This is a genomic window from Clostridium nitrophenolicum (assembly GCF_055391695.1).
The window spans coordinates 2035820-2048681 of the sequence record NZ_AP042469.1 but is presented as its reverse complement, the minus strand read 5'-3'; the positions used below and the strand labels follow the sequence as shown (position 1 = coordinate 2048681).

The window sequence follows — 12862 nt, the reverse complement described above, 5'->3', positions numbered from 1 at the left end:
TTGCTTTTAAAAACTTCCTCAATAAGACAAAACCCCCTGTTGTTTCTCGACAACAGGGGGTGTAATTATAAATTAACTAAAGTTTTTATTAATCTGGATAATATAAGTTTTTTTCAGTTATATTTAATAAAACCTCATTTAAAAATTTATTAGCTAAGTATTTTGCCATAGGTAAATTCATATCTAAATAATTACCGCAATCTCTTGCAGAAGCACCAGGTACATCTCCTTCAAAGCTTGCAATAAAACGGAACATTTCTGATAATAGATCAATTATATCCTTTGACTCATAATCTCCACTTAAAAGTAAATAAAATCCTGTTCTACAGCCCATAGGTCCAAAGTAAACTATTTTTGAGCCATAGTCACTGTGATTTCTTAAAAAAGTTGCAGCTAAATGTTCTATAGCATGCATCTCTGCAGTGTTCATAACAGGCTCGGCATTGGGTCTAGTCATTCTAATATCAAAAGTGGTAACAACTGACTGTCCAACGTTATCCTTTCTTGAAACGTAAACACCAGGATATAGTTCTAAATGGTTTATAGTGAAGCTTGTAATTTTCTCCATCTGTTTTCCTCCTTATTATATGAAACTCCTTCTCCATACTGTCGAATGAGTACTCGCTGAGTAAGCGATTCACTTCAAATCAGCACTCTGTGTAAGTGACTATCACCAAATCAGCACTCTGTGTAAGTGATCATCTCAAAATCATAGATTTTGGATGCCTACTTAAGATTTGGGATATCTACTTAAGATTTGAGTTCTCTGCTTAAGCGATCATCTCAAAATCAGAGATTTTGGATGCCTGCTTAAAATAAAATTTACCTAAAGCTACTTTATTTAAAATTAAAACAATTAAGATATTGCACATTAATTTGCAATATCTTATATCATAACATTAAAATCTATTGAGTTCAATTTGATGAAGATATATCTATATATTTATATTTTTCTACTTTCTTTAACATTAGTATCTTGAGACTGTTCAAAGCTATTCTTATACTCTATAAGGTCAATTTCGCAGTTATATCCTATTCTTATATTGTTTCCTCTTACTACTTTAGCTTTAGTATTCTCTAAATAAATATCATCACCTTCAATGGTTTCAACAGTAAGACCATCGTAAATGTCCATCATAGTAAAAAGAGGTTTCATAAGCTTATCAAATATTGAAGCTGCACCCTTTCTTACATTGATTTTTTCTCCACCAATTTCTTTTGCTTTGCACTTAGTGCATAACTCTACTTCAACATTTCCTGAGTTTAAAAGTCCTGATATATTAAATCCTCCCTTTGAGACAAAGTTTTCAGAATCACAATTACCATTAACTTTTAAAACACCTTGAATAGACACATTATCCGCTGAAATACTTCCACTAAGGTTAACAGCACCAGAAATATCTATATCCTTAACTACTGCATTACCACTGATTTTGGAATGACCATTAACTTTAATTTTTTCACATTCTAAGTCTCCATCAAGTTTACTTTCCCCATTTATATCTATATCTTTTGCTTTTACATTACCTATTATTTTACAAACCCCATCAATATTGATATCCATACAATCTAGGTCGCCGTTTATTCGTGCAGTTCCACTAACTACTACATCCTTATAAAATCCTCCAGATGAAGTTGTCATACCTGAAATCTTTAAATCATGTCTATTTTCCATTTTAATTCCTCCTTTCAGTCGAAACACTGGGTAATTTTGCTTGTTTCCCTTCGGGTACTGGGTAACTTAAGATTTTCGCTTCCGCTCACAAGTTACCCGTAAAAGTTCATTTAGAACTTTTACCTAGCAAAATTACCTATTAAAGTCCATTTAGGACTTTAACCTCCAATAATTTATACACCATATAATGATAGTGTTATATAAGACTATAAATTACTAATACTTTATACCTTCCTATTTTCTATAACTTTGCAATTACCAAGTTGTTCAAAGCTGTTTCTATACTCTACAAGTTCGATATCACAGCCTTGCCCTATAGTAACATTATTACCTCGTACAACTTTAGCTTTAGTATCTTCTAAATATATATCATCGCCTTCTATAGATTCGGTATATAATTTTCCATCAAAGAAATCTGATGGGAGAAAAAGAGATTTAATTATTTTTTTTATTTTAGAAGCTATGGCCTTTTTAACAGTTATTTTTTCTCCGCCTATTTCAGTTACCTTTGATTTTGAGTATAATACAATATTAAGCTCACCGGCATTTAATAGCCCACCAATTGTAAAAGCACCTTTTGAAATGAAAGCTTCAGCATTACAGTCACCTTCAACCTTTACTTCACCAAAAAGGTTAACTTCTTCTGATGAGATATTGCCTTCAATGTTAGCTGCACCTTGAATTTTAAGCTTTTTTACTGCAACATCTCCTTGGATATCGGAGTTGCCACTTATTTTGAATTCTTCTGATTCTAAGTTTCCTTTAATTTTAACTTCTCCAGTGGTTTTACCAGTTTTTGACTTTAGATTTCCATTAACATTACACTCTCCAAGTATTCTAAAATCAATACAATCAAAATCACCATTTATATCAGCGTTCCCGGTAACTACTACATTATTATAAAATCCACCTGATGCAGTACCTTCTCCAGTGATTTTAAGATTATTTCTTAATCTATTCTCCATAATATAAACCTCCACTAATCATTCATTTTAATTTTTAACTCTTCAATACAGTTTGCTAGGTTAAATCTAGCAACAACCTTCACACCGCTTTCGAAGTAGATTTCACTAGGAATTGAAACTAAGAAACATGTAGAAATTCCAAATTTACGAATAAAAATCAATTCACAGTTTTTACCTTCAAATTTTTTATAACTATCGGATAGCACTTGAAGAAGAATTTTTCCTTCATCTAAACTGATTTCACCTGTTTGAAGCAATTTTTCCAGTATATAAGCATAAAGTATCTTTTCAAAAGAAAACTCCTCGGAATATCCCTGCTGTTCTATGAAAAAGTTAAGCGTCACTTTTGAAACAATGTTACGTTTCACTACTTCATCTTTGTTCAGTATAGTTTCAGTAGGATTTGGAGAAAACATATCTGCCAAATCATCTAAAGATAGGTCATCCTTCATATTTATTATTTTATCAATCCTTGTTAGAATCTTATCCTTTGGGAAAAATGTCTCTTGGCCTGTAAAGGTAGATTTCCTAATAAACCAATCTTCAGGAATTAAATTTTTCCTTTTCCACCTATATAGTTGGCCATAAGAGATACCCGTAAGCTCAAGTAAATCCTTTTTAGATATTAAATCCTGCTCCATATAATAAACACCTCTCTAATACTTTATAGCTTTGGTTAAAATATACTACTTATTATTTTAAAGCATCAATTCACTTTCTATGAATCAAGTGTAACATAACATTGTTACGCTGTAAATAGAATTTTTATGAATTCTTGAATCTAATTTGCTGCGGATAATTTATATGGACTATAGCTATATATATGATATTATTTACATTATAAAAAAATGAAGCATAAAACTATGCTCCATCATTGCTACACAATATCTTTTTCACTAAATTCATGCATACCTCTAAGAGTAAACAATAAAGCTACAACTATACCAATAGCATACATATACCATCCTGTTTCAAAAGGATTCACATTTGCTCCACTCAAAATAGCTCTTCCTGAATATGTCCAAGGGAAAAAAATCCAAAATTTAGTATTAGATATTAATACTGAAGGAATAGAAAATACCGCTCCTATACCTAATGCAACTCCTATATTAGAAAACCTCATGCTTAAATAGTATTGTATTGCCATAACCGGAATAAGTGCAACAAAGGCTAATAGAGGGCCATACACTATACCCAAAGGCATTTTACTAGTTCCCGCTAAAATACTTCCTGCTGCTATAACCATAAGCATAAACCCAAGTAAGTTCAAAAATACAATACCAGTTCCCACCAAGAACTTTGCTAAATAAATTTCTTTTCTTTTCACTGAAAGAGTTAAAATTCTTCTAAAATTATTTTCACTATTTTCTATTCTAACTATTATAGACATTACTATAGTAACAAATAAAGAAAGTATGAATAATCCATAAAACATTGCACTTTGAGTATATATCTGCTGCCATATATTTTGTCCTTTTGATGTAAATAACTCCTTATACCTTATAAAGTTCGTAAATCCTAATGCTACAAAAAACAGTGGCAAAAACATTATCAAAGCAAGGATGTTAGAATGTTTTAGCTTTAATAACTCTGCTTCTAATAACTTCTTCATAATAGCCTCCTAAACCTCTCTATTTTTAAACTCTAAAATTCCTACAGATAACCATATAACACAGGAAATAACTCCAAAAATCGCTGCTATTTGTGGATCACTTCCATCTTCAAAAGGCATCGCTCTTAAAAAGCATGAATAAGGAAAAATATTCCCCAAAATCTCACTTTGAGCCATCATGTAGGCACTCATTACAGCTGCAAAGCCTACTCCTGCTGCCATCAAAGAATTTTTAATATAACAGCTAATAAACTGTTGAATACTTATAACTCCTAAAGCAGTAGCAAATTGAAATACAAAATATTTTACTATTAATGCATAACTCCCATCTACCTTAAAAATGTTTTTCATAGCTATTAATCCGAGAGTATTTATGATTATAGCTATAGTGGTAAATGTAAAAATTACTACCCATTTTGAAAAATATATTTTCCACCTATCTACTGGCCTTGATAGTATCTGCTTCCAAGTATTTTCACTGTATTCAGTATAATTTACTATAACAGACAGCAGAACGATTAGTGTGAGTAAAAAGAAAAACCATAATGTGCCTAGATGATTTGTATAAATTAATATACCTAATTTATCGCCTATTCCCATTTTTATTGCTTGTTCAAGTTTTTTACCAGAAGTTAACCAATCAAATCTTAAATGCAAGTTTATAAAAAATAGAACAACAGAAAGTATAGGAATGGCAAATGCTACTTTATATAAAGCGCTTCTTTTATACTTCATAAATTCAGATCTTAAAATTAATGCTAAGCTCATATAGCCTTTCCTCCTTCAGTAACATCCATAAATATTTGTTCAAGACTTTTTTCAACCTCTACAAATTTAAATATTTTATTGCCTTTCAATACTAATTGCCTAAGTAATTCATCTGCACTAATTTCTTTAGGGTTTATAAATATGCTGCTATTTTTTACTGTTGTTCTATATCCATAATCATTTAAAGTTTTCACTGTTTCATCTAAGTTATAGGAAGCTATACAAATTTCCCCTTTACTTCTACTGTGCAGCTCTTCAAGAGTTCCTTGAAATAAAAGCTTACCTTTATTTATGATTCCAATATCATCTACCATAAGCTCTATCTCACTTAAAATATGGCTGGATATTATTACTGTAATATTTGAGATTTTAGGAAGGCTTTTTATAAGTTCTCTTATTTCATGTATTCCTGCAGGATCAAGACCATTTGTCGGCTCATCTAATATCAACAGTTCTGGCTTTGAAATTAAAGCTTGAGCAATACCCAATCTCTGCTTCATTCCAAGAGAAAACTTTTTAACCTGCTTATTTTTCCACTCAGTAAGTCTTACTATTTCAAGCACTTCATCAATAGTTTTGTAATTAATATCTAAAAGCTTTGCTGTTACCTGTAAATTTTCATATGCAGTTAAATTTCCGTAATATGAGGGCGCTTCTACAATAGACCCTATTTTCCTTAAAATCTCCATTTTGTTTTCACTTAAATTCTTCTGAAAGATTTTTATTTCTCCGCTTGTTGGTTTCATAAGTCCTAAAAGCATACGGATAGTTGTAGATTTTCCAGCACCATTAGGTCCTAGAAACCCATATATTCTTCCCTTCTTTACCTGTAAATTTAATTCATTTACTGCCTTAAATCCCTCAAAGCTTTTATTTAAATTTTTTGTTTCAATAATAAATTGTGACATTTTTAGTCCTACCTTTCTTTAATAATAAAATGTTTTACTGAATTAATACTTTATACTATGAATCGATGTTTCACCTTAGCGAAACGAGCTTAAAAATATAATAGTTTTCTGACGTAAGGAAGAAAACTCACCTTCACTGTCCTCTGTCCAATGTCAATTGTCAACTATAATCCTAAGCTGTCAAACTTAACACATCTTTATTGGAACCTTAAGGGAACCTTAAAATTTCAACATCTTGCTAAATATATAAGAATAAATGCTATAATTAAAAATGCCAGATATTATGTATCTAAACTTAGGAGGTCTATAATCGTGTATGATGAAATTTTAGATAGAAAAATTCTTTTAATTGATGATGAAATTGAACTTTTAAAACTTATAGAGACTGTTCTAAAAAAGGAAGGTTTTAGAAGAATAATTAAGGCTACTAATGGCCTAGAAGGCATCAGCTTATGCAAAAGCGAAAAACCAGATTTAATTGTTTTAGATATAATGATGCCCCATATAGATGGTTTTGAGGTATGCAAACAAATACGGGAATTCTCCTTTGTTCCAATTGTTTTCTTATCTGCTAAATCTGAAGATGTAGATAAAATTTTAGCTCTAGGACTAGGTGCTGACGATTATGTTACTAAGCCTTTCAGTCCAAAGGAAGTGGCTTTTAGAATTAAGGCTCATTTAAGAAGAAACATATATATAAAAAATGAGTTATCTTTAAAAGAAGAAAAAATAAGCTTTGGAAATGTAATGATTGATTTACATAAAGGAGAGGTCGTGAAAGATAGTGAACTACTTTCCCTTACTCCAAGAGAATACACGCTATTATCTTACATGGCTAAAAACTCAAATCAGATATTGAGTAAACAAATGTTATGCGATGCAGTATGGGGAGACGATTTTGAAGGATATGACAACACTATAATGGTGCATATACGAAAGCTAAGAGAAAAGATAGAAGTTGATCCTTCTAACCCTAGGCATATAATAACTATTAAAGGATTAGGATACAAATTGATAAAGGAAGTATAAAATGAAGATTATAAATAAGCTAAAAACTAATCTATCGATAACAAGAAAATTTTTAGTTACACTTATAATTATAGTTATTGTAGAGTTTATATTAAATTTAGTTATCTATTTTGAGGTAATTGTATATACTCAAGATCTGTCCCATTTTAGCCCTCAAAGATTCACTTTAAATTTTTCTGATAATATACAGATAAGTGATAATACACCTTATTTAATAGCTGATGGCAAAGAAAAGCTTAAAAAAAATTCTGCATGGCTTCAAATAATAGATAACGACTTTAAGGAAGTCTATTCCTTTGATAAACCAAAGGAAGTTCCTATAAAATATACTCCAATAAATTTTGCACATATTTATAAATATGATGTTGCAAATTCCTCCGTATTTGTAAGTGAAAAAGTTATTAATAATAAAAGCTTTACTTATATTATAGGTTTTCCTACTAATACTATTGCGAAATATACTCTTATCTTTAATCCTTCTGCAATGAGAAACTTTGCTTGGAATGGATTTATTATTTTAATGTGTATAAATATCTTTGTAGCAATAATCTTATCCTATTTTTTATTTGGTATGCGAATGGGTAAGCCTCTAGAAAATATTATAAATGGCATAAATCAACTTTCTAAAGGAAACTATGAAGTTAACTTTAAAGAAAAAGGTATATATAAAAATGTGCTTAGTAATCTAAATAATTTAGGAATAACTCTTAGAGAAAATAAAAATAAGCGAGATGAATTAGATAAAATGAGAGATACCTGGATTTCTTCTATATCTCATGATATAAAAACTCCTCTATCCTCTATTAAAGGATATTCAGAGCTTATGAAGGATAATGAATACAGCTTTTCTCAAGAAGAGATTTTAGATTATTCAAATATAATCTATGATAAAGCTTTATATATTGAAAGCTTAATCGGTGATTTAAATTTAACCTATAAGATAAAAAATAAAGCCTTTACCCTAAATAAAAAAGAAGTAAATCTTGTTAATCTACTTCAAAATATAATTATAGGAATTCTAAATCACCCCTTATACGCAAATAGAAAGATAAACTTTCATGCTTCAGAAGAAAACATATTTGCCTATGTAGATGAAGATTTATTTAAAAGATGTTTAGTTAACTTGATTTTTAATTCAATAATTCACAATGATGAAAATGTTAAAATTGATGTTTCTATTTATAAAAAGGATGATATTTGTATAGAAATAAAAGATACTGGAACTGGTATTTCTTCTGAAGATTTAAAGCACATATTCGAAAGGTATTATAGAGGAACAAACACCTCATCTTCAACGGAAGGCTCTGGTTTAGGTATGGCTATAGCAAAACAGATAATAGATATTCATGAAGCTTCTATTTCTATAGAGAGCACAATAGGAATTGGTACTACTCTAACCTTAACTTTAAGCAGAGAACCAAAATCTGTGATTTTGTGTGAATCGCTTACTCCTCCGACGTAAGGAAGAGGAGTTTCATATAAAATTAAATATCTTAATTGTTTTATCGGCACTAAGAGAAATAGTACTGAACAGGAGGTTTCTATATGATTTTAAAAGGGTTTCGATTTGGAATGTTATTACAGATTGCAGTTGGTCCAATCTGCTTATTTATTTTTCAAACTGCAGCTTCCTCAGGCTTTTTAGCAGCAGAGACAGGGGTATTGAGCGTAACAATTATTGATGGTCTATATATACTAGCAGCAATCTTTGGCATTGGAACCATACTTAATAAATATGAAAGAGCAAAGGAGATGATAAAATACTTTGGAGCTTTTGTACTTATTATTTTTGGTACAAGCAATGTAGTTGGAGTTTTCGGAATTTCTCTAATACCAAGCTTAAATTTTCTATCAAAACAAAGTATGGAAGGTATTTTTTTGAAAACGCTTATATTAACTCTATCTAATCCACTAACTATACTGTTTTGGGCAGGCGTTTTTTCCACAAAAATTTCTGAAGAAAAGATGCAGCAAAAGGATATGTATTCCTTTGGGCTTGGTGCAGTGTTATCAACCCTATTTTTTCTAACAATTATTTCAATCTCAGGTAGTTTTATAAATAATTTTTTAGAGTCATCTATTCTTAATTCATTGAATATAATTGTGGGACTAGTATTAATTGCTTTTGGAATAAAAACTGCAGTAAAAAAGCCATAGTTATTTGCATAGCAGCTGTGGCTTTCATGTCCCCGTCTTGTGCTACCGAAGTCTTAATAAAATGCGCTAAAACTGTGGAGTATGTGCCTATGCGTTAAAATCAGCCCCATAACTATTCTTCTATAATCCAAAAGAACCATAGGTGATAACCTTCTATGGATTCACCTATAGTTCTGCTTTTTAAAGTCCCAAAATTTACTATTTATTAAGTAACTATTGCTTAATTAAGTTTATAACTAGTTTACTTCATATTATATATTTTATAATATTATTCTCAAATATAGATTCTATCTCATTTTTAAAGAATTCTTTCATTTCCTGCAGCTGCTCTTTTGTGTAAACAAATTTACCATATCCAAACTGTCCATACTTATATTTTCTGTCTTCATCATTCATAGGCAGTGTTGTATCGGGGAATACCTCTAATATTATATTCTTAGCTCTCGTAGTATACCTATGAGATATAACCTCAAACATCAAAGGATAGTCTAAATTATTTGGCAACTGCTTATGTAACTCTAATAATAGCTCTCTATAATCCTCTTTCCAATTATCATACAAGAATACCGGCGCTATTATAAATCCAATAGGATATCCTGATTTTGCTACCTTTACACAGGCCTCTATCCTTTTAGCAGCTGATGCAGTTCTATTTTCATATTCCTTAATTACCTTATCTGTATTCAGTGTAAATCTTATCTCTGTGCGACCATTATGCTTTGCATCAAGTAGTGTGTCTATATCACTATACTTAGTAACAAATCTAAACCTTCCTTTTTCACTTTTGCCGAAGTATTCAATAGTTCTCTTTAAAGCATTAGTATATGGTTCTATCGGTACTGGGTCCGATGTCGCAGAACCCTCGAATATTGTTACTCCAGGCAATCTTTCATCTATATATTTTTGTGCTTGCTCTAGAATATCATCTAAATTAGCATTAACTTTTATATAAGGCTTATCACCTAAATTGGTATTTAAATAGCAATACTGGCACTGTCCTATGCAGCCAGACACTATTGGTAATTGATAATGAGCTGAAGGCTTACATGACTGAAACTTAACCCCCTTCTTCACTCCAACCACCAATGTCCTTTTACCTTCTCTATAAAAATTAAACAGTCCTTCACCAGGAATATTTTCTTTAACTTTATTAGAGGTTAGCTTTATTATTTCTACATCAGAGTTATCCTTAAATTTATTGTATATATTTTTACCTATTTCATAATCTAAAGAACCTTTTTCAAATATTACTCTCTTAGGAATAAACATGTCTATACTTCAGAGCTTTTAAGCTCTGCTCCTCTCCTTACAATAATATTATCTATACTTTAATTTCTACGATTTTAGATAATATTATGTACATAAAAATGAGGCTCTATTTTTATTCTACTCTCTCTTCATATTTTTCACATTTAGGCCCTTCACTTGGTAGAAGTTTAAAATAATATTTGTCATTTCCTTCGGAGTTTTTTCTGTATCATCCTCAACCCACTTTTTAAGGGCGAACCATAATCCTCCTGCCGAAAAATGATTAAAATAACTATTATTTGATACAAAAGTTAAATCTTTAAAATTTTCATCTGTTGCCATAGAATTTAAATATTTTAAATGTAGCTCAAGTAATATTTGATATACATTGTTATCTACAAGTTTTTTAAGAAATTCCCTATTTTCATACCAGTATTCAAAATATGTAATAAGCAGATCATATAATGTTATATCATTTTTAGCTGAAATTGCATTTATAAAATCATTGTAAAATCCATCTACATAATATTCTAATATGGCTTCTTTTTTAGCAAAGTTTCTATAAACTGTTTGTCTAGTTAAATCTGCATTTTCAGCAATTTCTTTTAAAGTTATTTCACTATAAGGTTTTTTATCCATTAATTCGATTAGTGATTTTACAATCAAACTTTTAGACCTCAAAGTTATAGGATTAACTTTTTCTTTGATTTGATTCATTTGTAACTTTTCTCCTTATTTGTGTAACTTATTATATTTAATTGACTTCACACTTTATAGTATTATATTATAAGTATACAAGTGTTACAAGTGTATAACTTGTAACATTTATAACATTTTTTTGAGGTGGATTATATGCATAAAATAGCTGTAGTTGTTGATAGCACTGCTGTAATTGATAAAGAAATAATTGAAAATAATAGCAATTTATACTCAATACCATTGCATCTAATGGTTGATGGTAAAGATTTTAGGGATGGTTTAGATATAACTCCAAGTGAATTCTGTAAAAAGATGGACGAATCTTTAGACCTACCAACTACTTCGCAGCCATCTGCTGGAGATGTTTTTAAACTTTTAGAAGAATTAGTAGAAAAATACGATCACATTATATATATAACTATTAGTTCTAAGTTGAGCGGTACATTTCAAACAGGGATGTTAGCTAGAGCTCAGATTTCAGAAGATAAAATAACTGTTTTTGATTCTCTATTTACATCTACTATTCAAAAACAAATGGCAATTGAAACCTTGGAATTGATTAAAAATGGAACTAGTATTGAAGATATCATTAAGAATCTTGAATACATAAGAGCAAATTCAAGAATATTATTGGTGGTGGATGATTTAGGCCATTTACATCGTACAGGAAGAATATCATTGTCTGCGGCCTCCTTTGGTAAAATGTTTAACATAAAACCAATCTTATCTTTTGAAGAAGGTAAAATATTAGTAAATCAGAAAGTGCGAACAATGAGAAAAGTATATGATAATTTAGTTGAACAAATTGCAAATGCAAAGCTTTCTAGAGATTCAAAAATTATTCTAGCACATGCAAATGGATATGATTATGCATTGGATTTAAAGGAAAGGCTGCTGGGTATCTATCCTGAACTTGAAATCATGATTGAAGAACTCTCCCCTGTAATAAGCGTCCATACAGGAACTAGAAGTATTGGTCTCTCTTGGATAAATAAAAGTTCTTCTTAATATAGCAGAAATTAAATTGTTATTTTGCTTAAATTGAAGTAGCTTCATGGTTATCAAACTCCATGAAGCTACTTTTTAATTAATAGAAACTTAATTATGAATTAGGATATCAAATCATTCAATTTTAAGATTTTTAAAGTAGTATTGCTTATCTTCGTCGGTAATTTCTCGTATTACCCTGCAGGGATTACCTACCGCTATAGAATTAGAAGGAATATTATTTGTTACCACGCTGCCAGAACCAATTACTACATTATCACCAATAGTGATATCTGGATTTATAATTACACCACCACCTATCCAAACATTATCACCTATAGTAATTGGAAATGCATACTCAACCCCTTCGTTACGTGGCTCAAAATGAACTGGATGGCCTGCTGTAAAAAGGCTGACATTTGGCGCAAACATAACGTTATCTCCAATAGTAACTTTGGCACAATCTAAAACAGTACAATTGTAATTAGAATAAAAATTTTTCCCAATAAAAATGTTATATCCATAGTCACATCTAAATGGTGGTTCTATAAAGAAATTATCATCAGCCTTACCAAATAATCTTTTTATAATTTCATTTCTCTTATCAATTTCATTTGGGCATAAGTTATTATATTCAAATACCATTTCTTTTGCATATTGGCGTTCATCAAATAATTCTTTTCCAAAGGATTTATAAGGTTTCCCATTTAACATTTTTTCTTTTTCTGTCATAACTCATTACCTCCATATGTAATAATCTATTGAAATACTCTGTAAGGAAATATAATACTATAGAAAAGTCATTGAAATTTAT

14 protein-coding genes are annotated in these 12862 nt (G+C 30.1%); 4 read left to right on the top strand and 10 right to left on the bottom strand.

Translation table 11 applies throughout. The features are described from left to right. Positions 1 to 88: 88 nt before the first annotated feature. The 7 genes from ACZ5N4_RS09515 to ACZ5N4_RS09485 all read right to left on the bottom strand — a co-directional run bounded on the left by ACZ5N4_RS09515 (position 89) and on the right by ACZ5N4_RS09485 (position 5928). Entirely contained in the window at positions 89 to 568 is a 480-nt protein-coding gene (locus ACZ5N4_RS09515; protein ID WP_464209340.1) for an S-ribosylhomocysteine lyase, read from the bottom strand. Positions 569 to 943: 375 nt separating this feature from the next. Next, entirely contained in the window at positions 944 to 1702 is a 759-nt protein-coding gene (locus ACZ5N4_RS09510; protein WP_464209338.1) for a polymer-forming cytoskeletal protein, read from the bottom strand. 197 nt (positions 1703 to 1899) lie between these two features. After that, positions 1900 to 2640, bottom strand: coding sequence for a polymer-forming cytoskeletal protein (locus tag ACZ5N4_RS09505; protein ID WP_464209336.1), 741 nt, complete (start codon positions 2638 to 2640; stop codon positions 1900 to 1902). Positions 2641 to 2654: 14 nt separating this feature from the next. Beyond that, positions 2655 to 3281, bottom strand: coding sequence for a YhbD family protein (locus tag ACZ5N4_RS09500; protein WP_464209334.1), 627 nt, complete (start codon positions 3279 to 3281; stop codon positions 2655 to 2657). Between the two features lie 236 nt (positions 3282 to 3517). After that, positions 3518 to 4252: an ABC transporter permease gene (locus tag ACZ5N4_RS09495; RefSeq protein WP_464209332.1), complete on the bottom strand. Its 735-nt coding sequence runs from the start codon at positions 4250 to 4252 to the stop codon at positions 3518 to 3520. Between the two features lie 9 nt (positions 4253 to 4261). Further along, positions 4262 to 5020 (bottom strand): ABC transporter permease, encoded by a 759-nt coding sequence (locus ACZ5N4_RS09490; RefSeq protein WP_464209330.1) that lies wholly within the window; start codon positions 5018 to 5020, stop codon positions 4262 to 4264. Then, positions 5017 to 5928, bottom strand: a complete 912-nt coding sequence (locus tag ACZ5N4_RS09485; protein WP_464209328.1) for an ABC transporter ATP-binding protein — start codon at positions 5926 to 5928, stop codon at positions 5017 to 5019. The genes ACZ5N4_RS09490 and ACZ5N4_RS09485 overlap by 4 nt, the downstream gene beginning before the upstream one ends. A gap of 312 nt (positions 5929 to 6240) precedes the next feature. Between ACZ5N4_RS09485 and ACZ5N4_RS09480 the strand changes: the two genes are divergently transcribed. From ACZ5N4_RS09480 to ACZ5N4_RS09470, 3 genes are all read left to right on the top strand, one after another. Then, the gene (locus tag ACZ5N4_RS09480) at positions 6241 to 6957 is read left to right on the top strand and encodes a response regulator transcription factor (RefSeq protein ID WP_464209326.1); all 717 of its coding nucleotides are present in this window, start codon (positions 6241 to 6243) and stop codon (positions 6955 to 6957) included. A gap of 1 nt (position 6958) precedes the next feature. After that, positions 6959 to 8419 carry a HAMP domain-containing sensor histidine kinase gene (locus ACZ5N4_RS09475; protein WP_464209324.1) on the top strand — a complete coding sequence of 487 codons (1461 nt, stop codon included), beginning with the start codon at positions 6959 to 6961 and terminating at the stop codon, positions 8417 to 8419. Positions 8420 to 8502: 83 nt separating this feature from the next. Beyond that, positions 8503 to 9114, top strand: a complete 612-nt coding sequence (locus tag ACZ5N4_RS09470; protein ID WP_464209323.1) for a LysE family translocator — start codon at positions 8503 to 8505, stop codon at positions 9112 to 9114. Between the two features lie 246 nt (positions 9115 to 9360). Here the strand turns inward: ACZ5N4_RS09470 and splB are convergent, their stop codons facing one another. Beyond that, a complete protein-coding gene (splB, locus tag ACZ5N4_RS09465; protein WP_464209321.1) occupies positions 9361 to 10383 on the bottom strand; it encodes a spore photoproduct lyase in 1023 nt (340 codons plus the stop codon). A 117-nt stretch (positions 10384 to 10500) separates the two neighbouring features. Further along, positions 10501 to 11079, bottom strand: a complete 579-nt coding sequence (locus ACZ5N4_RS09460; protein WP_464209319.1) for a TetR/AcrR family transcriptional regulator — start codon at positions 11077 to 11079, stop codon at positions 10501 to 10503. Between the two features lie 135 nt (positions 11080 to 11214). On the opposite strand from ACZ5N4_RS09460, the gene ACZ5N4_RS09455 reads away from it, so the two are divergent. Next, positions 11215 to 12069 carry a DegV family protein gene (locus ACZ5N4_RS09455; protein ID WP_464209317.1) on the top strand — a complete coding sequence of 285 codons (855 nt, stop codon included), beginning with the start codon at positions 11215 to 11217 and terminating at the stop codon, positions 12067 to 12069. A 114-nt stretch (positions 12070 to 12183) separates the two neighbouring features. On the opposite strand, the gene ACZ5N4_RS09450 is transcribed toward ACZ5N4_RS09455, so the two are convergent. After that, a complete protein-coding gene (locus ACZ5N4_RS09450; protein WP_464209315.1) occupies positions 12184 to 12780 on the bottom strand; it encodes a sugar O-acetyltransferase in 597 nt (198 codons plus the stop codon). Between the last annotated feature and the right edge of the window lie 82 nt (positions 12781 to 12862).